Annotated in this window: 12 protein-coding genes and 4 pseudogenes; 9 read left to right on the top strand and 7 right to left on the bottom strand. The window is 66.4% G+C overall.

Annotation, left to right across the window (positions count from 1 at the left end; all coding sequences use genetic code 11):
- Positions 1-330: 330 nt before the first annotated feature.
- Together ACFYX0_RS30545 and ACFYX0_RS30540 are read right to left on the bottom strand one after the other, a co-directional pair.
- Positions 331-684, bottom strand: coding sequence for a hypothetical protein (locus tag ACFYX0_RS30545; protein ID WP_388974827.1), 354 nt, complete (start codon positions 682-684; stop codon positions 331-333).
- Positions 685-1024: 340 nt separating this feature from the next.
- Positions 1025-1432, bottom strand: a complete 408-nt coding sequence (locus ACFYX0_RS30540) for an isochorismatase family cysteine hydrolase (RefSeq protein WP_388974837.1) — start codon at positions 1430-1432, stop codon at positions 1025-1027.
- Between the two features lie 736 nt (positions 1433-2168).
- Between ACFYX0_RS30540 and ACFYX0_RS30535 the strand changes: the two genes are divergently transcribed.
- Entirely contained in the window at positions 2169-3419 is a 1251-nt protein-coding gene (locus tag ACFYX0_RS30535; RefSeq protein WP_388974825.1) for a S8 family serine peptidase, read from the top strand.
- Positions 3420-3466: 47 nt separating this feature from the next.
- Here ACFYX0_RS30535 and ACFYX0_RS30530 read toward each other — a convergent pair.
- Positions 3467-3595, bottom strand: a pseudogene (locus ACFYX0_RS30530) (transposase); the annotation flags it as partial.
- Between the two features lie 751 nt (positions 3596-4346).
- Here ACFYX0_RS30530 and ACFYX0_RS30525 point away from each other — a divergent pair.
- The 3 genes from ACFYX0_RS30525 (at position 4347) to ACFYX0_RS30515 (ending at position 9063) form a co-directional block, all read left to right on the top strand.
- Positions 4347-5027 (top strand): TetR/AcrR family transcriptional regulator, encoded by a 681-nt coding sequence (locus ACFYX0_RS30525; RefSeq protein WP_388974823.1) that lies wholly within the window; start codon positions 4347-4349, stop codon positions 5025-5027.
- A gap of 272 nt (positions 5028-5299) precedes the next feature.
- On the top strand, positions 5300-6787 hold the full coding sequence (locus tag ACFYX0_RS30520) for an APC family permease (RefSeq protein ID WP_388974821.1): 1488 nt from the start codon (positions 5300-5302) through the stop codon (positions 6785-6787).
- A gap of 110 nt (positions 6788-6897) precedes the next feature.
- Positions 6898-9063 (top strand): AMP-binding protein, encoded by a 2166-nt coding sequence (locus ACFYX0_RS30515; RefSeq protein WP_388974819.1) that lies wholly within the window; start codon positions 6898-6900, stop codon positions 9061-9063.
- Positions 9064-9547: 484 nt separating this feature from the next.
- On the opposite strand, the gene ACFYX0_RS30510 is transcribed toward ACFYX0_RS30515, so the two are convergent.
- The gene (locus ACFYX0_RS30510) at positions 9548-9784 is read right to left on the bottom strand and encodes a transposase family protein (protein ID WP_388974835.1); all 237 of its coding nucleotides are present in this window, start codon (positions 9782-9784) and stop codon (positions 9548-9550) included.
- Between the two features lie 222 nt (positions 9785-10006).
- Here ACFYX0_RS30510 and ACFYX0_RS30505 point away from each other — a divergent pair.
- From ACFYX0_RS30505 to ACFYX0_RS30495, 3 genes and pseudogenes are all read left to right on the top strand, one after another.
- Positions 10007-10376, top strand: a pseudogene (locus ACFYX0_RS30505) (transposase); the annotation flags it as partial.
- Positions 10377-10973: 597 nt separating this feature from the next.
- On the top strand, positions 10974-12293 hold the full coding sequence (locus ACFYX0_RS30500; RefSeq protein ID WP_388974817.1) for a hypothetical protein: 1320 nt from the start codon (positions 10974-10976) through the stop codon (positions 12291-12293).
- A gap of 156 nt (positions 12294-12449) precedes the next feature.
- Positions 12450-13657, top strand: a pseudogene (locus tag ACFYX0_RS30495) (transposase).
- Between the two features lie 190 nt (positions 13658-13847).
- Here ACFYX0_RS30495 and ACFYX0_RS30490 read toward each other — a convergent pair.
- Complete coding sequence (locus ACFYX0_RS30490) at positions 13848-14540, bottom strand: response regulator (protein WP_388974815.1); 693 nt, start codon at positions 14538-14540, stop codon at positions 13848-13850.
- Positions 14541-14949: 409 nt separating this feature from the next.
- Between ACFYX0_RS30490 and ACFYX0_RS30485 the strand changes: the two genes are divergently transcribed.
- Entirely contained in the window at positions 14950-15270 is a 321-nt protein-coding gene (locus ACFYX0_RS30485) for a hypothetical protein (RefSeq protein WP_388974813.1), read from the top strand.
- 103 nt (positions 15271-15373) lie between these two features.
- Positions 15374-16169 (top strand): annotated as a pseudogene (locus ACFYX0_RS30480) (transposase family protein).
- 63 nt (positions 16170-16232) lie between these two features.
- On the opposite strand, the gene ACFYX0_RS30475 reads toward ACFYX0_RS30480, so the two are convergent.
- Both ACFYX0_RS30475 and ACFYX0_RS30470 read right to left on the bottom strand, forming a co-directional pair.
- On the bottom strand, positions 16233-19643 hold the full coding sequence (locus tag ACFYX0_RS30475; RefSeq protein ID WP_388974811.1) for a right-handed parallel beta-helix repeat-containing protein: 3411 nt from the start codon (positions 19641-19643) through the stop codon (positions 16233-16235).
- 114 nt (positions 19644-19757) lie between these two features.
- Positions 19758-20819 carry a hypothetical protein gene (locus tag ACFYX0_RS30470; RefSeq protein WP_388974809.1) on the bottom strand — a complete coding sequence of 354 codons (1062 nt, stop codon included), beginning with the start codon at positions 20817-20819 and terminating at the stop codon, positions 19758-19760.
- Between the last annotated feature and the right edge of the window lie 49 nt (positions 20820-20868).

Genomic DNA, 20868 nt, shown 5'->3' with positions numbered 1-20868 from the left:
CGTTCCGCATGAGAGCCCAGATCACGCTCGCGCCACCTCCACGCCGGACACCACCTGGGCAGTCGACAGGCACCCCCCAGACTGATCCCGGAGCAAACCCACCCCGGTTTTGATGTCATCGAGTTCTCTTACGACGCGTCATCAGTGGTTCGCTTCCGCTCGCCTTCGTGACCCATACCTGACGCGCTCATCGGCACGCCGTTTCCGCAACGCTCACCACCCCGGCTCATTCACCGACGCAGCTTGCGGTGGTTTGAAGCCCCCTCCTGCAAGGCGACTCCGGAGGACCTACCTCCATCTCTCACACAGCATCGCTCCAGCGGCATCGCTCTACATCCGCGCACCGCCTTCACGTTCGTGGCACACCGGCATCGAGAAGTTGTTGATCACGATGCGGCCGGTGCGACGCTCCAGGATCGGCAGGAGTTCCACGGCGGTGGCGTGGTCGCTCGCCTCGGCGTGGACGCTGGCCGACAGCTGGCTCCTGAAGGCGCGTGCCACCTCGCGGAGTCGGTCCAGTCCGGTCAGCCGTACCAGCAGGATGAAGGGACCGAACACCTCTTCGCGCATGGCCGGTTCGGCCAGCATCTGCTCGCCGGTGACCTCGTATACCAGGGACTGGCCCTCCCATGCGGCGGTCGGAGCCGTTTCGGCGCCGATCCGGGTGGCGCCGTTGTCCTGCATCCGCCGCACTTGCCCGTGTAGGCGTCGTGGATGCCAGGCGTGAGCATGGTCCGTGCGTCGGTCTTCGCCACCTCGGCCGTTACCCCGTCCCGCAGTTCGTCGAAGCCGGGCCCGTCGATGGCGATGAGGACGGCCGGCTTCGCGGCCCGCTCGGCCAGTCCGGTATGGCTGAAACTGTCGAACGCCTCGTCGGCCAGGCGGACCGCGCGGTCGACCTCGGCCGCGCCCCCGAACGCGAACTCCGGCTCGATGACCTCGCCGGTGGCGGGGTTGAGCGCCTTCATCGTGCCCACCGTGGCGGCCACATCGGCCGGCCCGATCAGCAGTTCTCCAGTCAGTGTCATGACTGCGCGCCCTTGAACGCGGCGGTGACTTCGTCCGTCGTGACGATGGCATGGGCGAAGGTGGGGCCGTTCAGTTCGTGAGCGGCGTGCATCATCTCGGGGCCAAGGGCCGCGGTGGCGTCACGGACCAGCGTCACGTGGTACCCGAGCTCCTGGGCGAAACGCGCGGTGGCCTCGATGCAGGTGTTGGCCAGCAGGCCCACGATCACCACGTGGGTGATGCCGTGCTGCTTGAGCTGGAAGTCCAGGTCGGTGTTGGCGAACCCGCTCGACCCCCAGTGCTCGTGGACCACCACCTCGCCCGGCTGCGGCTGGAAGTCGTCGTGGAACGACCCGCCCCAGGAGCCCCGGCGAAGTGATGCATCTTCTGGATCTTGCGCTGCGAGGGGCTCGGAAAGTCCCAGTTGTCGTAGTCGCCCGGCTCCCAGCGACGGTGCGGCACGAACATCACGCGGCGACGCCCGTCAGGTGCGAAAGGGGAGTCTGATGCCTCAGGAGTGACATGTTGTGTCATGGCTCCTGTGGCGGTTGCAGATACCGTCGGTGGTCGGGCTGCTGGAACAGCGGGAGGTGGCTGCTCTCCGTCGGGTGGACGACTTGAGGGAGGAAGTCCACTGTATCCACGCGGAGTTGGCGGCGGCCGAGCGCGAATGGCAGGAGTGGGCCATCGCCCGCTCGCGGTTCGGCGTGGTGCTGGGCCCGGCGGACGAGACCGGGCAGGGCCATCTCCAGTATGTCGGGCTGGTGGCCGACGGGGGGCGGGCGGGAAGTTGCCGTCAGCCCCGGAGGCGGCGAAGGCGAAGTCGCAGGTGCCCCTGTGACGCGAGGGGCTTGCCTGGTCAGTGATGCTTACCCGTGATCTTGGAGACTCGATGCTTACGCCACGGGGGCGTGTTCTTGTTCGAGGCGCTGCCGGGTCTTCAGCGCGGTGAGTAGCCCCAGCGTGGATGGCGTCCGTAGGCGCCGTCGGTTGTAGAACATCTCGACGAATCGGACCTGATCAGTCACCACAACGCAGCCGCCGGACGAGCAGGATTGGGCCCACGGCACCATACTGCTGCCAATTTATTGAAGGTACGCTCCGGTGCATTCCAAGCGGGTGGCCAACACCCGTAATTTGCCCGCCTCCTAGGAGGAAAGTTGCGCAGACGCATTCTGTGCAGGGCCGCCGCCACACTCGTCCCCGCGCTAGCACTGATCACCCTGCCCTCTGCCCCGGCCGCGCCAGCCTCGGCCGTCGCCCCGGCCACTGCGAACCACGCCGCCAAGCAGATGTGCCCAGACCTGAAAACCAGGAAGTGGACCTGCGACATCCGCGCAGTGACCGACGAGACGTCGAAGGTGCGGGCCACCCCCGATTTCAGTGGGGGCGGTCTCACCCCTCTCCAACTGCGCAGCGCCTACAAGCTGCCCTACAACGGAGGAAAGGGTCAGACTGTCGTCATCATCTCGGACGGACATAGCCCGACCGCCGAATCCGATCTGGCCGTCTACCGGGAACAGTTCGGCCTGCCGTCCTGCACCACGACCAACGGCTGCTTCCGAGTGGTCGACAAGGACTACCAGACTCCGGTCACCAATCCGGGGACGTCACGGACCACTACCATCGAGACCGCCCTGGACGTGGACGCGGTCTCCGCTACCTGCCCGCTGTGCAAGATCGTCGTCGTCGAAACAGACGCGGCCGACCAGCAGAGCGCGCTCCCGATGTTCGACGGGAACTACAACGCGATCCACACGGGCGGCGCCAAGTACATCTCCAACAGCTGGACACTCGGTTCCGAATACCCACAGGAAGTCGGCGACAACGCGGCCTGGGACAACCCGGGAGGGGCTGTCACGTTCGCCACCGGTGACTGGGGATTTGCCGGAATCGGCGGTGCGGGCGTCGGTTATCCAGCGACGGCATCCAACGTCGTTGCCGTTGGCGGGACCAGCCTCTATCCCGCCTCAAATCAGCGGGGCTGGACCGAGTCGGCCTGGTCCGGCTCAGGAAGCGGTTGCTCCGCCTATGAGCCAGCCCCCGCCTGGCAGGAGGCCGAGTCACAGGCTGCCGGCTGCAACGGCCATCGCGTGGAAGCCGACATGGCGGTTGCGGCCGACCCTGACCACGGAGGCCTGGCCATCTACAGCAGCGCCAATGGCGGCTGGCTTCAAGTGGGAGGTACCAGCGAGGCCGCTCCGATCGCCGCCACCATGTTCGCGATGGCCGGTACCTCCGATCCCGACGGCGCAGCGTCCCGGCTCTACAGCCGCCCATGGGCGGTCAATGATGTCACCACCGGCAGCACCGGCACCTGTACCCCGGTCATCCTGTGCACAGCAGGACCCGGCTGGGACGGCCCAACCGGCGTCGGCTCGCCGACGAGCCTCGCCCTTTTCAACCAGTGATCCAGCGCTGATGGGCTGTCATGCACCACGTTGGTGATAGGAACTGGCTTCCCGGTCGAGTCCAGGCTCATCAAGGCGATATGCCCTGACTTGCGAGCGGCGGCCTCGATCGGGAAGTGGCCGCGGGCCTGGACGGCCTTGCGGATCCGGGCATTGACGGACTCGATGGCGCGGGTACCCCGGTATGAAGATTGGTGGAGGCCCGTTCCGGTTTCGGCAGAGACAGAGCTGGGCTCTGGTCGTACCCGCGACCGTCCGAGCCAGGGGCATCGCAGGCAGCTCTTGCACGATGGGCTGCGCGTCCGAGTTGGAAGTTCGGCCGCCGGAGCACACGGTCCCATGCCGGGAAGCGTATCTCAGCCGTCTGATCCATACAGAGGTCGCGAGAGGGTGCAGACGCTCGCTCGCGGGAGGCATCCGGCACTGTGGCCGGGGGCTTGACACGCGACCAAGCAGGCACTAGACAGATGAAAGCAAGTAATTGCTTGGAGAATACGCTTGCACACGACGCCGTTCCATGGGGTTCCTGATCGTGCTTGCGGCTCTGCAAACCCACGGGGAACCTGCTGGAGGCGAGCGCAGGGCCTAGCGTCTGCCGCTCTTCGCCGGCCACCAGTGGCGATGTAGCACCCCGAACCAATGACCGTCCCAGGCTGTTCACTCGTTGCCGATCCGAAAGGGCCGTGCCATGCACCCGTCAGCGACTTGGTCCAAAGGTCCTCGCCCGAGACGGCGGGACGCAGGTGCGAACCGGGCTCGGTATCCGCCGACCTTCGGACTCCGCTCAGGCTGTTCTCATGCACACGACGCATGAGATCTGACCCGGTGCGAACACAACAGGGCCGGAGCTGGAGGGTGGCTCCGCACATGACCGGCCGACATAGCGGGCACCTGCGAGTGGATCGGAGTTTCGACAATATGGTGGGCATGTCTGGCGATCAGTCCTCAAGCTCAGCGCCGAGCGCATCGCGAGAGCGACGCCGTGCTCCTGTGCAGGCGCGGGCACACCGGACAGTCGAGAAGATCCTCACCGCGGCGACCGAAATCCTCATCGAATCAGGCCTGCCGTCGTTGAACACCAACGCCATCGCCGCGCGGGCACAGGTGAACGTATCGACGCTCTACTCCTACTTCCCCGACAAGATCTCGATTATTCGGGAACTCTTCGAGCGGTTCGAGGATTTGCGTGGGGAGTACGTTCAGGGGAAATCGCGAGCTTTCGAGGTCGCGCCGGATTGGCATTCGACAGTCGACGAGGTCATTCACGGGTTGATGGACATGCGGAGAACGGTACCGGGGGGTGCGGCACTCCGGGCAGCCCTGCAGGTCGTGCCCGAATTGGAGGAACTCGACCACCAATCGACCCTGCGCACCGCCGGCAGATTGGCGCACTCGCTGCGGGTCCGGAATCCCAAGCTGGGCCGGGAGCGTGCCGAAGTCGTCGCGCTCACCGTCTCGGAGACGGTGACCCGGATGCTCGACCTGGCGCAGCGTGCGCCTGGTGATGAGGCCATCATCGATGAGCTGTCGCTGATGATCAGGAATTATCTGGCGGCCTATCTGGGCCTTGCGGACGCGTCTGAATCAGGGCCCGCGCAGCACGGCTGAGGGTTCACCGCCGGGCCCTCCGACCGGGTGGCGTCAGTGGAAGGTCGTGCGGCTCCTAGCGGCCATCACATGTCACCCTGATTTCCCTTCTGCGTCATTGAGCGCCTTCTGCGCATCCCGAGAGGGCCCCGACCGGCGACCGGGTACCGCAAACAACGCTCCGGGCAGCTCCCTTCGGCCCGTCTGCGAATCATGCGCGGCCCCTGATCGGGGCCGCCGGAACAGTTCGCCACACAGCCATCGGACATCCGACTCCGCCAGGAGGTCAGACCATGTTCCACCGGACCTCGCAAGCCTCGTTCGCCACAAACCGCCCACCGACCGAACTGCACGGCAGCCTGTCCACGCTCAAGGTGGCGGCCCTCTCGCTGGCCGCAGCCGCCCCACTCATCGGGATCGCCGGGACGGTTCCGCTGTCGATGTCTATCGGTAATGGTGCCGGAGCCCCCGGCGCCTACCTCATAGCCACCGCCACGCTGTTGTGCTTCGCCGTCGGCTATGCGGCGATCAGTCGCCGCGTGACCTCCACCGGCGGCTTCTACACGTACGTCGCCAGGTCGCTGGGACGCCCCTCGGCTGCGGCATCAGGCACGCTGGCCCTCCTTGCCTACAACGCGATGGTCGTCGCGCTGGCCGGCGGCATTGGCTACTTCGCCCGGCTCGTGGGCCAGCTGCTGCTCAATGCGGACCTGCCCTGGTGGGGCTTCAGCGTCGGATTCGTCGCGCTGATGGGCATCTGCGGCTACCGGAAAATCGACATCTCGGGGCGCATCCTCACCGTGCTCATGGCGCTCGAGTTCTCCGTACTGACCCTGCTCACGGTGGCTATCATCCTCATCAAAGGCACGGCTGCCTTCCCCGCTGCTGCGTTCTCCCCGCATACAGTGTTCTCCGGGGCGCCCAGCGTCGCGATCATGTTCGCGTTCGGTTCGTTCTGCGGTTTCGAGGCCGTGGCTGTCTACGCTCTCGAGACCAGAATGCCGAAGCGGACCCTCCCTCGGGCCATGTACATCGCCGTGGTGACGGTCGGGTTCTTCTTCTGCCTGAGTTCCTGGACGCTAGTCGGCGCCCTCGGAGTCGACCAGGTGCGGAACATCGCCGGCAAAGAGCAGGGCATGATGGTCTTGGGGGTGGCGGGTGACTTCCTCGGCCCCGCTATGGTCGCGCTGATCGCCATCCTGATCATCACTTCGGCCTTCGCCTGCCTGCTGGCCTCACACAACGCCGCCTCGCGCTACCTCTACGCACTCGGCCATGAACGCCTCATGCCCCAGGCTGTCGGACGCACGCACCCCGTCCATCAGGCCCCGTACGTGGCCAGCCTCACCCAGACTGGACTCTGCCTGCTGATCGTGACTGTGTACGCGGCAGCGGGACTCGATCCCTACCGCAACCTGACGACGACTATGAGCGGGATCTCCACCCTGGGGATCATGCTGCTGGAAGCGACGGTCTGCGTGGCGGTCATGGTCTACTTCCGAAAGGATCCGGACTGGCATTGGTGGCGCACTCTGCTCGCACCCGCGATCGCCTTCCTCGGCCTGCTCGCCTCCACCGTTGTGGTCTGGATCAACTTCAACACCCTCACAGGTTCCGATTCCCCCATCGTCAATAGCCTTCCCTGGCTCGTGGCCGCCCTCCCGCTACTCGCCGCTGCCCGCCCACTGTGGCTGCGCTCCCGCGATCCGAACGCCACTGCTGACCTCGGTACCCAGAACGACCAGGCACCGGGGGGCCCGACGCCCGTCTCAACCCTCTGAGCTCGAAGTTCGGGGCCGTGCCCGACTGTTCGTCCCCATCCGCTTGAACGATTGCCACGGTGACCGACGCCTGCTAGGGCATCGGTTGACCAGACGAGAGGACCCGATCCATGTCAATTTCGGTCACCCTGGCTTCGCTGAAGCGCTTGACAGGACAAGTGCTCTTCGTCAGTGACTGGGTCACAATGAACCGAAAGTCCGAGCATGCGTTCCAGCATTCGACGCTTCTACACGAGGACTACCTCGGCTTCCCCTCCAGTAACGGGGATCCCTGGGGTGAGGACTTGATCTCGGGGTTCCTGCTTCTCTCAATGATCATTTCCTTCCACAAGAAGTACCTGCGGATCGACCTCGCTGGAGGTTATGGCCTCAACTACGGAGTCGACAGGGTGAGGTTCGTGCAGCCCGTGCTGGTCGGCGCACGGGTGCGGCTGCGCGCAGAGCTGCTACAGCTGGAGGAACAGGGACCTGGGCGGTTCCGATGCGTCACACGCAACACCCTGGAGGTGGAGGGCTCCGACAGGCCGGCAATGGTCGCCGACTGGATCTACCTGCTGATCCTCCCTCAGTCCGGTACGGCCGAAACTCCCATGTCCACTCCTGAAGCCGTCGACCCCAGCACTCCGGAGGTTCCACAGGTGGAACGTCCGGTGGACTTCCTGCAGCACTGGGCACGGATCACCCCTGATGCCGAACTGGACGTCTTGGGGTCAGCCCGGCGTACCTACGCGCAGGGTGCCCAGGACGTACACAACTGTGCCGCGGCCCTAATCCAGTCTGGGGTACGACGAGGCGACCGGGTCGCTGTGCTCATAACTCCGCGACCCGAGTTCCTCACAATTTTCTTCGCCCTCTCAGAGATCGGGGCAGTCTGGGTTGGGCTCAACCCTCGCCACACCGTACGCGAGTTGCTCCATGTGGTCGCTGACAGCGGAGCTTCCTTCCTGTTCACCCTCACCGAGCACCAGGGCCGCAGCTATCGGACGACCGCTCGCGTACTGTCGGACCGCGTTCCGGGAATGCGCCGGGTTGTCACAATCGGGGACGGCAAGCCTGCAGGGCTCGCACAGGCCCTGACGCCCGACGGCGCCGCTGAGCCCGCTGCCAGCCCTGCCTCTCTTGCTGCGGTCCCCTTTGAGACATTCCTCACGGAGGGGGCACAGGCTCCTGCGGCCGAGTTGGCCGAGGCCCGCCTGGCCTGTCGTCCGGACGACGTGGCCGCGCTCGTCTACACCTCGGGTACCAGCGGTCAGCCGAAGGGCGTGATGCTCTCCGCCGAGGCCCTCACCCGCGGTTGCCTGCTGCAGGCCGCCTGGTCTCCGACACCGCAATGTCGTGCCCTCGCCTATCTGCCGGTGAACCACGTCGGAGGGATCATGGACCTCGGCCTGCTGCCGGTGGCCCAGGGCGGCTGCCTGGTGTACCAGGAGCACTTCGACCCTGATGCGACGCTCGACATACTCCAGCGTGAACGGATCACCCTATGGGGCGGGATTCCCACCATGTTCCAACTCGTCGCCGCCCGACCCGGATTCGAATCCGCCGACCTCGGCGCCCTCCAACGGATTGCCTGGGGCGGTGCACCCATGCCGGCCGAGCTGGTCGCCCGGCTACGCCGCACCGGCGCCCAGCTCGGCATGGTCTACGGACTCACCGAGGCATGCGTGTCCCTGTGCAACCCGGATGCCGACGCCGATGACGAGACACTGGCCACCACCATCGGCAGGCCCGACCCCCGGTTGGACTTCCGAATTGCGGACGCCGAAGACCGACCAGTGGCAGTCGGCCAGACCGGTGAGATACAGACCCGTCATGCCTGCCTCATGCAGGGGTACTACGGCAGCCCCGAGGCAACGGAAGCTGCGTTTACGGCAGACGGCTTCCTGCATACCGGTGACCTCGCGATCTGGCTCCCAGACGGCAACGTGCGACTCATTGGGCGGATCTCAGAGATGTACAAATCCGGTGGGTACAGCGTCTACCCACGCGAGGTGGAGATGGCGCTCGAACGCCACCCCGCAGTGGCGGCTGCGGCAGTGGTGGCCGTGCCCGACCCTCTCTACCACGAGGTCGGGATCGCCTTTGTGAACCCCCACCCGGACTGGTCCGTGGAGTCCCACGAGCTCGAAATCCTCTGCAGGCAGGTGCTGGCAGACTACAAGTGCCCCAAGAGCTTCGAGATTGTGGCCGCGCTTCCCATGCTTCCCAACGGGAAGATCGACAAGCTGACTCTCGCGGCACAAGCACGGGACCTGCGCCTGCCGGGCCGCGATTGACTCTGCTGCTTCGCCGACAGGGGCAGTGAAGAGCCCCGCGTTCTTGGATAGGGAGCCATACGACGAGGCGCAGATCTTCGAATTCGGCGTGAACCTCGCGCAGTAGGCGGCGTGCCCCGCCCGCAGACGTCGAGCAGCGAGGCACCCGGCGCCGGCGGCGTAAGCCAGATGTCGTCGCTGGTCGGTGGGACGGCCGGTACGGTGTTCTCGAACCCGGTCCGGACGCAGGCGTGGTGGGCGGAGACGGTCTTTTCCACTGCCTCGCCGAGGTTGTGCCAGATGCCAAGCGTCGGCGACCTGCACCGAGTCGCCCTTGCGCAGCGCGAAATCGTCGACCCCGAGCACGCGGATCTGTCCGACGGGTTCTTCCGGTGCGGCGCGGACCAGGCGTAACAGGGTGTCCTCCGCGACGCGCAGGCCCAGCATCCCGGCCAGGCGGGCACCCGCGCGGCCGGCCAGTGCGAGAGCGATCGAGGTCAACCGCTCACGACCCAGTGGCGTGTAGCGGGCATGCGGGCTCGAGCCCCGCGATCTGCTCGGCGAACGTCACCGCCGGGCATGCCTGGTTTGGGCACTTGAACCGCCGCACGAGCAGCTCGATCACCACTCTGGCGCCACCCGAGGAGTCCGCGAGCCGTCGCCAGTACCGGCCGTGCACCCGGCCCGACGCACTGCCGCAGTGCGGACAGTCCGCGCCCGCCGAGGGGGACCGCGCATGCATCGTCACTCCGGCCACAGCTTGCTCGACCAACTCCACCACGACACCGGCCAGATGAGGGAACAACACCTCGAGACTCCGCGAAGAACACGCGCACCGTGATCACGGCCGCCACTGAAACCGACAGCGTCACAAGATCAGCGCCAGAGCCGAATTTCGTAATCGCCTACACGGTGACGCCGAGCAGGGTGTGTTCGGCCCGGTGACCTCTGACCCGACCGTCACGACACCGCCGGCCGTCCAATCGCGAAACTGGAACTACCGCACCGACAGCGCGCACGCGCCGAGGGCCTCATCCACGCCGCCCGCGCCACCGGCCTGCGCAACGTGTTCCTCCACCGCACCGCAAGAAGCAGATCTGGCTGGAGACCATCCAGGCCACGCTCGAACTGCTGACCTGGATGCCCATGCTCGCCCTTCCCGGATCCGCCCATCGCTGAGAGCCCAAAGGCCTCCGGCTCCGCCTGTTCTCCGCGGCCGCCCAGCTGGTCACCACCGGCCGTCGCCGCTTCCTCCACCTCGCCTGTCACTCACGTGGGTCACCGTGATCACCTACGATCTCAGCCGGCTCCACTCTCTACCGGTCCCCGGCTGAAGAACGACAACAAGGCGCACCGCTCAAATCGAAGACCTCCTATGGCTCCGACAGTCCGGATAACCCCGAATAGGACAAGCGCGAGAACAACGTCCCCTTCCCCGGGGTAGGGAAATGGGGCCCTAGACCCATTATCACGGCCTGAATCATGCACTATTCTCGCTCTAGCTAGGCGTACCTGATACACCGACGCAGCACCGGCGAAAACCATCTCCATGGCGGGCGCATTCTATGACAACCGTGGTGCGGTCACTGAAGAACTCAACGCGAATTCTGGTCGCCTTGAATTGAGCCGCTCAACGCTCATGTCCACGCGATGGTGGAGGTGGCGATTCCTTGGGCGCATTGACTTCCCCGTCGACGACGCCTGAAAGTTAAGTTCCCTCGATTCCCGCCAACCAAGAATACGCACTTCAGGAGGAATTGATGAATCCTTCCAGACGCAATTTTCTGGCCCTCGGGGCAGCTTCGTCCGCTGCGATTCTCCTGAGCTCAGGCCCCGCATGGGGAAGTTCTGCCGGCGTCCTGGCTGCGCCCACGTCAGCTTACCCGCTGAGCGGGTGCCAGGCCCCTGACCTGTGGGATGATCTGAACACGATGGTGAACTTCGGTCCCAGGCTCACGGGTTCGCCAGCACACCACAACTACATCAACTGGCTCGCGGAAGGTATGCAGCAAGCAGGACTCTGCCCCCAGCGCACCACTCAGTACTTCACCCGGTGGGCATATGGTAACGCCGCGCTGATCATCAACGACGGCGTCACTCCCGGAGCGATCAATGTCGGCGACTTCTACCCCTACTCCGGCCAGACCCCGCAGGGCGGAGTCACCGGCCAGCTCGTCTACGTCAACGCCGGATCGTCGCAGGATCTGTCCGCAGTGAACCTGCAAGGCAAGATTGCCGTTTTCGAAATCGGACCGCTCACCGTCTACCCCCTTGCCGCCTTCGATCAACAGATCGTGAGCACGTACGACCCCGACAAGACTCTGCAGCCCACCGAACCGATCAGCTTCGCCTGGGCTACACCGTTCCCGCTCCTGAACGCAATCCAACAGGCTGGTGCCATTGGAGCAATCATGCTCGTGGACAGCTGCCCCGGATTTGTGGCCAACCAGTGGATTCCCTCCAGCCTTCCTATCCAGGGCACCCCCGCAATCACCCTCGACCGTGACGCGGGAGTGGCGGTGCGCAACGCGGCAGTAGCAGGCGGCGTCCACGCCACGTTGACTCTGACCGCCAACGAGAGCTCCGAGAGCACCGACATGCTCGTGACGGTGATCCCCGGCGCAAGCGACGAGGTCGTCATCCTCAACACGCACACCGACGGCCAGAACGCTATCGAAGAGAGCGGCGGCGTCATCCTGCGCTCCATCGCGTGCGACCTGGCCAAGATCCCCAGGAGCCACTTGCCGCGGACGTACGTCATCGTCCACGCCACCGGTCACTACCTGACGGGCGCCGGCGGCCTGAAGAGCACCCAGCTGTTTATCGACACCCGGCCCGACCTCATGGCCAAGGCGGTCGCTGCCTTCACCGTCGAACACATCGGGGCCCGTCAGTGGATAGAGCAGGGCGACGACTATGTCAGCACGGGACTCACCGAACCGCACGTACATGTCACCACACCCGTACCCGCATTGCAGAGCCTTTGCGCCAAAGCTTCACGGGACGCTGACTTCCGGCGGACCATGGTCTTGACGCCCGGAAGCGGCGGCGACCTCTACGGAGAAGGCACCGCCCTGAACCAGGCTGGCGTCCCCACGATCCAGACAATTTGCTCTCCCCACCGCCTGGTCCAGGTGGACCAGCAAAGCGTCGTCAGCAACGAGATCGATCAGACCCAGTGGCAGCGCGGCGTCAGGTTCGCCTACGAGGTCGCCGGAGCCCTCTCTGTCATTCCCGCCACTCAGCTCTAGCCTCCCGCTTTCACTTGGGAGAGGGCGATCACCGTGCCGTGAACGCGAAAGTGCCTTCCGACCAGGGACGATGAGACTTGTCTAGAGTCGCTGCTGTCACGGTTGGAAGGCACTCTCTGCGTGAAGGCTATCGGTTCGCGTCCCAAAGTCCTTGTCATGGCGAATGGTTCGGGGGCGGTGGGGCATGCCGGTGCACGGAGGCTCGCGGATCTTGCCGAGGCAACCGGGCTGACGTCCGCGTACGACGGATGAGCTCCAGCCTCTGCGGCCACGTGGGACCGGGCACGATCCCGGCCGCATCGCCGTGGACCTCACGGTGATGATCGCCGACGGCGGCGAGACCATCACCGATCTTGCGGTGCTGCGGGACCAGGGCTAGGTGTTCGGGCCGGTGGTCTCCACGGCCACCGCCTGGCGGCTGCTCGCCGAGATCGACGACACGGCGCTCGCCCGGGCTGCACTCCGCCCGGGCTGAGGCTCGGGAGGTGGCCTGGCTGCAGGCCGCCGAGAAGGGCAAGGGCATACCCACGGTGCGGGGAGGCGGTCGCGAGGTGCCCGGTCTCGTGCTGGACCTCGACGGCACTCTGCTGACCTGCCATTCCGAGAAGGAGTCTGCCGCGCCAACCTACAAGGGCGGATTCGGCTACCACCCGCTGCTGTGCTTCCTCGTCAACACCGGCGAAAGCCCTGGCCGGTAGGCTGCGTCCCGGCAACGCCGGGCGAACACCGCGAGCGATCAGATCACCCTGCTGGGCGACGCCCTTGCCCAGATGCCCGACGCCCACCGCCACGGCACCGACATCCTCATCCGCACCGACAGCGCCGGATGCTCCAAGCTGTTCCTCGCCCACATCCGAAGCCTGCACGAGCGCGGGATCCACTCGTACTTCTCGGTCGGCCATGCGGTCGCCGACCCGGTCCGCCGGGCGATCCCTGCCGTTCCCGACCGGTTGTGGCGCCCGGCCCCCGACCAGGACAGCACCCTGCGCGAAGGCGCCGAGGTCGCCGAGGTCGCCGAGCTGACTGGCATGGTCGACCTCGCGGGCTACCCGGCCGGAACCCGGATTATCGTCCGCCGCGCGGGATCGGAGGCTTCCCCTCCCGCCAGTTCACCATCAACATGGTCTGGCTCGAGCTCGCCCTGACCGCCGACGATCTGATCGCCTGGACACAGTTCCTGCTGCTGACGGTGACCTCGCAGCCGCCGAGCTGAAGAAACCGCGCTACCGGATCCTCCACGTCGCCGCCCGCCTCTCCCGCGGCGGCCGCCGCATCCACCTGTGGATCTCTTAAACCTGCCCTGGAGAAACGGACTTGCCGCTGCCTACCACCATCTCGCCGCATTGCCCCGACCCGCTGGCTGACCTGCACATCCCTGACCACCCACGATTCGAATGACCTCGGAGACCCCCGGCCACCACGCCGGTCCCTCAGCACGCCCAGCTCGCAAATCGCGGCTCAGACACCGGCAAATTGACGATCAACAAAGGCGGCGCCGCGAGGCGGGCCGGGTGGGTCCCGAAGTGGCAGCGGCTGGCGCCGGGGAGGCGCAGATCAGCCGACCTCGGTGACATCCGCTCCCAGCCACAGGGCTACCGCCGCGGCTCGGGTCCGAACCTGGAGTTTTGCGTAGATCCGATTCACATGATTCTTGACGGTCTTCTCGCTGAGGAACAGTATGCGGGCTATCTCAGGGTTGCTCATCCCTCGAGCTATGTGCTCCATGATCTCCAACTCACGCCTGGAGAGTTCCTTTCCCCGGTCACCCCCGGATACGCCAACACAAGTGGACCGCATGGAACGGAGATTGTCCGCTAGCGCATTGATAGCACTGGGCGACAAGTGAGCCCGTCCTGTCGCCGTAGCAAGGACACTGGCGACCAACTCAGCGGCATTGAACTGGCGGTGCACCAGATAGCCCCTCGCGCCGGCCCGGAGCGCCTGGTCGACGACGAGGGGTGCGTCATTGTTGGTGAGCATGAGAACTTTGCAGATCTTGGAGAGTTCCGGGAGGGCGTACAGGCCGTCATACAGGGGCATGTTCAGATCCAGCAGCGCGACATCGGGCGTGTGCTCGTGGGCCAAGTCGAGGGCGTGGCTCCCGTCCCGGGCCTCACCGACCACGACGATTCGCCCGTCGTCGGTGGTCAGAAGGCTGGCGAGTCCCTTGCGTACGACGAGGTCGTCGTCGACCACCAACACCCTTACCGGTGCTCCCCCTCCCTTAACTTGCATGTCACTGGTCATCGATTCGCCTATTGAGCTTTCTTCTGGCGTGCGAGGGGACGCAGACCGCGCAGGCGGCTGCGCTCGGGCAGAGTTTCAGCGTGCCCTCGGCGGAGCAGCGAATGATCTGCCAAGCGGCCAGATCCGAGGCTCTCGCACACCGTGGAACGTCACTCTTTGCCTGCCAGCCAACCCTGGGCCAATGACCTTGGAAAATCAAGCCACAGAAGGCGAAATCCTTAGTATCTTCGATCAATTAGGCCTCTGGGCCTATCAATCTGGGCCCTACTGGGCCCTACTGGGCCTGCTGACAGCTCAACCCAAGCACCAGAATGGGACACGAGCTGCACTGCCACCCACACGGCAAAACAGACATATAGTCAGATCGCCTGTGAAGCTTGTATTGAGCAGCAATCAGGAAAGGGCATCGATGTCGAACTACACCACGGTCGACCCCGCGCATCTGGAACAACTCGCCCGACAATTTCTCGAGGCAGGCCGGGATCTGTCCGCGCGCATCGACCGGTATTCGGCGCAGTGCCCGGATGCGTCAGGCAGCTACGGCACTCTGCCTCCGGCGGCGGCCGCCGAGGAGCAGCACGACGCCAATACCCAGGACATGGTCGCTGCGCTGCGCCGGTTGCGGGATTACTACGACCGTTACGCCGAAGACCTGCTGGCGTCAGCCGCGCGCTGCCGGGCGACCGACGAGGCGAACGCAACCGCAGTGACCAGCCTGCATCGCAGCTGACTGAGCCTTTCCCGGTAACCGGCGGTCGCTGAGCGGGATCGCGTCCGCGTGTCTCGTGGTGCACTCCCAACTCCGGGCAGGAACCAGTGTCACATACAGCGCCGTGCTCGACGTCCGGCGCTCTACCGCCGAGCACCTGGCCCTGCGAAGCCACCGAGCCGAGGTCGGCACCCGCCGCGGGCGCCGCGCCTTGGGCTGCTTCAAGCAGGCCGTCCTGATCCTGCGCTGGCTCCTCGACGGCACCCGCCTGTCCCAACTCGCCCGCGACGACCCCCTGTCCACCTCCACCGCCTACCGATACCTGCACGAAGGCTGACGGTCCTGGCGGCCGGGGCACCGGACCTGGCCACCGCGCTGGAACGGGCCGAGGCGGATGGCCTGACCCACCTCAACCTGGACGGCACGGTCATCCGCACCGACCGCGTCGCGGCCGGCCCGGGGGCCCTACGGGGCAGACCTCTGGTGGTCGGGCAAGCACAAGCATCACGGTGGCAATGTGCAGGTCATCTCCGCCCCGGACGGCCGGCCGATCTGGATCTCGCCGGTGCGGCCCGGCCGCGAGCTACACTTCCTGCGCCCGCCACCACGGGCTCGTCGATGCTCTGAACCTGCTCGCCGACCAACTGGGCACACCGACCCTGGTCGACCTCGGCTACGAGAACACCGGAGACGGCTCCCGTCACCCGGTCAAGAAGCCCGCAGGCGGTGAACTCACCGAAGCCCAGCACACCTTCAACAGGGTCATCCGAGGCATCCACGGGATGTGCGAACGCGCGAACGCCCTGCTCAAGACCACCTTCAAGGCCCTGCGGCGGGTCAGCCTCGATCCCAGCCGCATCACCCAGATCGCCGCCGCAGCCCTCGTCCTGCTCCAGCTCGAATACGACCGCACCATCTGAACGATCACTCACAGGCATGATCGCTTACCGGGAAAGGCTCTCTGTGCTGGCCCGGCCGCGCATTCAGCTGTCGGTCTCGTCCACTGAACTCTGGGCCTGAGCCTCGAGCAATTCGGGGCCCGCAGCGCCAACCATCACCAGGTCATCCACCTGCAGCATACGCAACTCGTCCTCGGTTGCCCATTCGACCGTGTTGAGCCTGCCCGCCTGGCGGGTCACCATGGTGTCCAGCACCTGGCGGGCATAGCGGCCGTTGCCGAAGGTCCGGCCGCGCCGGACCGCTTCGAACTGCTTCAGCAGTGCCACCCGGGCCCCCTCGGAGCACACGTACCCGGATCGGGCCGCATGCATTTCGAGGATCGTCACCAGCTCCGCCGGCGTGTAGTTTTCGAATTCGATCCGCCGCGAGAATCGCGACGACAGGCCCGGGTTCGAGGCGATGAAGGTATCCATCTCCGCGGAGTAGCCGGCGACGATGACCACAACCTCGTCCCGGTGGTCCTCCATCAGTTTTACCAGGGTGTCCACCGCCTCACGGCCGAAGTCCGTTGTCCCAGATCCGGATGGCACGAGGGTGTAAGCCTCGTCGATGAAGAGCACCCCGCCGCGCGCGCTCTCGAACGCCTCCCGGGTGCGCTGTGCGGTATGCCCCACCCACTGCCCCACCAGTTCTGCCCGGGACACCTCGACCAGTTGGCCGCGGGTCAGAACGCCGAGCGCACGCAGCAGACGGCCGTACAGCCGCGCCACCGTGGTCTTACCGGTGCCTGGGGCGCCGGAGAAGACCAGGTGGCGGCTGAGCGAGGGCTCCGGCAGTCCCGCGGCCCGCCTTCGGCGGACCGATGCAAGCAGGTTCACCATGTCGGCGACCTCCCGCTTGACCTGCGCGAGCCCCACCATGCCGTCGAGTTGTTCCAGAAGCTCCGTCAGATCAGCCTCGTCGGCCGCCCCGGCCTGCGCCCCGGAGACCGCGGGCATGGCGACGTCCTCGGGCAGCAGCCTCGTCAGTTCCCTCGTCGGGATGTCTGGCATACTCACCAGCCTCTGGGCCTGCCGCTCCACCATGTACTCGAACGCCTTCCGAGCGGTACGGCCGTTACCGAACTCCTTGTCGCGGGGCAGGGATTCGAAGTATCGGTTCAGAGTCTGCCTCGTCTCGCCCACTAGCTCATAGCGGTGCTTGCCACACATGTGTTCCACTATGGTCACCAGTTCGGAAGCGGTGTAGTCCTCGAAGTCCACGGTCCGGGTGAACCTCGATGCTAGGCCCGGGTTCGAGGCCAGGAACCGTCGCATCTCGTCGGAGTATCCCGCGACCACCACGACCACATCTTCCCGATGGTCCTCCATCAGCTTCACCAGGGTGTCGATCGCCTCACGGCCGAAGTCGGGGCCACTGCCGTCCTCCCCGGAAACCAGGGTGTACGCCTCATCGATGAAGAGCACACCGCCGCGGGCCTCCTCGAACCGCTCGGCGGTCTTGATGGCCGTCCCGCCGACGATCTGCGCCACCAGGTCCAGCCGCGCCACCTCGACCAGGTGGCCACGGCGCAGGGTGCCGAGCGCAGCGAGGATCTGCGCGTACAAGCGGGCAACGGTTGTCTTCCCGGTGCCGGGCGGCCCGGCGAAGACGAGGTGCCGGCTCATCGGCGGGGCGGGGAGTCCGGCTTCTCGTCGACGCGCGGCCATCTGGTTCAGATTGACGAGGCTGGTCACCTCGTGTTTCACGGCCGACAGGCCTACTAGGGCTTCGAGTTCGGCCACCGCCGTGCTCAGCGGGTCGGTGTCGGGGAAGCTGCCCAGGACTATGCCGGCAACGGTCGGCGGGGCGCCGGGTGCCGGGGATGCGCCGGTGGTCGCGGCCGCGGCCAGGGCGCTGTCGGTGTCCGGTGCGCCGTTGCCGTAGCTGGTCAGGTTCTCTACCGCCAGTTCGGTGTCGGGCACCGTGCGGCGCAGGCCCGCTCCGGTATTGTCCCGGACCTCGCAGTCCCGAACGGTGATCGAACCGGTGGCTTCGATCAACATGCCGTCGGCGCCGTTGGAATGCACTTCGCAGGAGGTGACAGCACCCCGGGAATTCCCGGCGAAACGGACGCCGCCCTGTTGGCAGCTGTGCACCTTTGAGCGGACAAGAGACAGCTCACCGTCGTCCTGGACGATGACGCCCTGCGCGTCGGCCTCGGACACCTCGCAGTCGCGCAGCACAGCGCGTCCCTGTGTCCCCACCAGCACCCCGGCGTCAGCGCTGCCGGAGAACCTGGTCCCGTTCACGTACGGGTTGCCGCCGCTGGAGACCGCGAGTCCAGCCAGTTTCGTGTGCTGGATCTGCGAGTCCTCGAGGCGTCCGCGGCCCTGCTCGGCAACCAGCACCCCGTGGCCGTCGCAGCTGGAGACGGAGACCTCGCGGAACAACGGATTGGCTCCAGTGCTGATCCCGATGCCGTGCCGCTGCACGTTGCGAACCTCCAACCCGGTGAAGGTTCCGGCCGACTGCTCCCTGACCGCGACCGCGAGATCCCTGCATTCCCGGATCCGGCAGGAGGTGAGGACCGGGTTGCTTCCCCCGGTCACCCAGACGGCGACGTCGGCTGCCTCCCGCACCTCGCAGTCCTCGAAGGTGCCGCGCGACCGGTCCGCCACATGGATGCCGTTGCCGCCCGTGCGCACCACTCGGCTGCGCAGCACGGTGGGCTCCGCACCAGCCGTGAGGACGATGCCGTGGCCGGCGATGTCCGAGATCTCGCAGTCTTCAATGGTGGCGCGTGCTCCTCCTGCCAGATGGAGGGCGGAGTCCTCGGTGTCGTGGATGCGGGTTCGGACTAGCGCGGTGGTGCTGCGGTTATCCAGGCCGACGGCGGGGCCGAAGGCGCCGGAGAGGTCGCAGTTCTCGATTCGCCCCCGGGCCTGGTCGGTGCCGCACACGGCGTTGCCCTGGACGTCCCGGACGGTGCACTCCCTGATCACGGGGTCGGCTCCCGAGGCGATCACCACTCCGGAGCCGCCGATCTGCTCGATTACGCAGCGCTCAATCAGGCCGTCCGCTTGCTCCACCATCACGACGCCGGACCCCCCGGGGTTGTGGACTAGGCAGTCGCGCAGCATCAGCGAGGACTGGTTGCGTGCCACGACCGCGGCCCACGAGTCCGATGTGACGGTGCAGTCCTCCATGGTGAGTCGGCCGGCGGCCGCGTCGACCGCCGCGCTTCCGGAGTTCCGGTTGCGCAGCACCATGCCGCGGAGTGTCAACGCCTCTGCGGCGAGCAGGACAGCGCTGTCCTCGGCTGCCTCCAGGGTGACAGTCCCGCGGCCGTCCTCGGCGGTGATGCTCACCGGGATGCGGACCACGAGGCTCTCGCGGTATTCGCCGGGCATCACATTGATCATGGCCCCGTTGCCTGCCTCAGCGAGGGCCTGGCCGATGGTCGGGTAGCAGCCCGGCTCGTGGCGCGAGACGTTGAGGATGCGACGGCTCACCGTCCCGCCTCCTTCTCCTTGGTCGGCTCCGTGCAGGTGGGTCCGGGTGGGTTCACGATGGTTCTCCAGCTCAGCGGTGCCGGCCCGTAGCTGCGCGGCAGGCCAGGGAAGGGATCAGCGGGGAACGGGCTCTGTTTCCCCGGTGGTTGTGACGGAGCAGTCCGAGCCGGTGAGGAAAGCCACGGCCCGGTGCCGGGCGGCGGTGTCCACCGTGGGAGCGCGGTAGTCGGCGGCGCGAATGTGGGCGAGCAGCGCGCTGGGCGGCTCGAGCCCATACTCCTCCAGGTAGTACGTCGTGGCGTCGGTCCAGATCCAGGTGCCGTCAGTGCGGAAGTCCACAGGTACCGCTTTGCTGCGGCAGGGGTCCAGGACGTCGTCCAGGCGGTCGGGGGAGATTAGCAACGGCTCTCCGGCCCATAGGTAGTCGGCGACCTGCAGGGCCTCCACGAGGTCCATCCTGGGGTGGTGGGGGTAGAAGCACGGCCCGGCCAGCCCGTCCGCCTCGTCAAAGACCGGGGCCAGCAAGGGGGGCGGGGCCGGCTGCGGCGTCCACAGCAGGCGCCCGCGGCTGCGGGCGAGCCTCTGGTACAGAGGGAGCTGGTCGCCGATGGCGTACGTCTCCACCTGCGGGTCCGCGTCACCCGTCGCCTCAAGGCTCCGCTGGACGATGCCGGTGAGGCGGGGCAGGTCCAGCCTCTGGATGGCTTCGACCACGTACACCCGCTTTGGCGGCTGCGCGCCGCTCTGCGCGGGCGTGCGCCAGCTGCGCCACAGGCTGCGGACGCCGGAGGCGTCCGCAACGGCTTCGATCGCTGCGACGTCCGGGGCAGCCAGATCGTCGCGGATGGGGTCGCCGCCGCGGACGCCGTCCAGCAGGGGCGCAAAGTCATACGGCGGCGGCAGCGGGTCCGGACCGGCGGGGGGCAGGTCGTCCAGAGGCGAGGAGTCGTGGCCGTCCGCCTCCAGTAGCTCGGCCAGCAGGTCTTCGTCGGCCTCAGGCAGCGGTACATCGCCCAGCAGCAGCTCGTGGAGGAGATCCAGTGCCATGTTGCTCCGGTGCCCGCTCGCGAGCCGGGATCTGGCCCGGGCGATCGCCTGGTCGGAGATCCTGCCCGCGAGCCAGAGCAGCATCTGGTGGCATTCGGCCGCCCAGGTCGGCCGTACCTCGAGGGGCACCGAAGCGTCGTACGCGGGCGGAGTATCGGTGCGTGAACCGTAGTCAGCC

This window comes from Streptomyces sp. NPDC002573 (assembly GCF_042889625.1).
Classification (GTDB): Bacteria; Actinomycetota; Actinomycetes; order Streptomycetales; family Streptomycetaceae; genus Streptomyces; species Streptomyces gibsoniae.
This window is presented reverse-complemented; position numbering and strand designations above follow the sequence as displayed.

What these genes read in the sequence shown, in the direction of transcription:
- ACFYX0_RS30545 (WP_388974827.1), bottom strand. Translation starts at nt 684, where the DNA reads ATGCAGGACAACGGCGCCACCCGGATCGGCGCCGAAACGGCTCCGACC.
- ACFYX0_RS30525 (WP_388974823.1), top strand. Translation starts at nt 4,347, where the DNA reads ATGTCTGGCGATCAGTCCTCAAGCTCAGCGCCGAGCGCATCGCGAGAG.
- ACFYX0_RS30510 (WP_388974835.1), bottom strand. Translation starts at nt 9,784, where the DNA reads ATGCATGCGCGGTCCCCCTCGGCGGGCGCGGACTGTCCGCACTGCGGC.
- ACFYX0_RS30520 (WP_388974821.1), top strand. Translation starts at nt 5,300, where the DNA reads ATGTTCCACCGGACCTCGCAAGCCTCGTTCGCCACAAACCGCCCACCG.
- ACFYX0_RS30500 (WP_388974817.1), top strand. Translation starts at nt 10,974, where the DNA reads ATGGTGAACTTCGGTCCCAGGCTCACGGGTTCGCCAGCACACCACAAC.
- ACFYX0_RS30515 (WP_388974819.1), top strand. Translation starts at nt 6,898, where the DNA reads ATGTCAATTTCGGTCACCCTGGCTTCGCTGAAGCGCTTGACAGGACAA.
- ACFYX0_RS30490 (WP_388974815.1), bottom strand. Translation starts at nt 14,540, where the DNA reads ATGACCAGTGACATGCAAGTTAAGGGAGGGGGAGCACCGGTAAGGGTG.
- ACFYX0_RS30485 (WP_388974813.1), top strand. Translation starts at nt 14,950, where the DNA reads ATGTCGAACTACACCACGGTCGACCCCGCGCATCTGGAACAACTCGCC.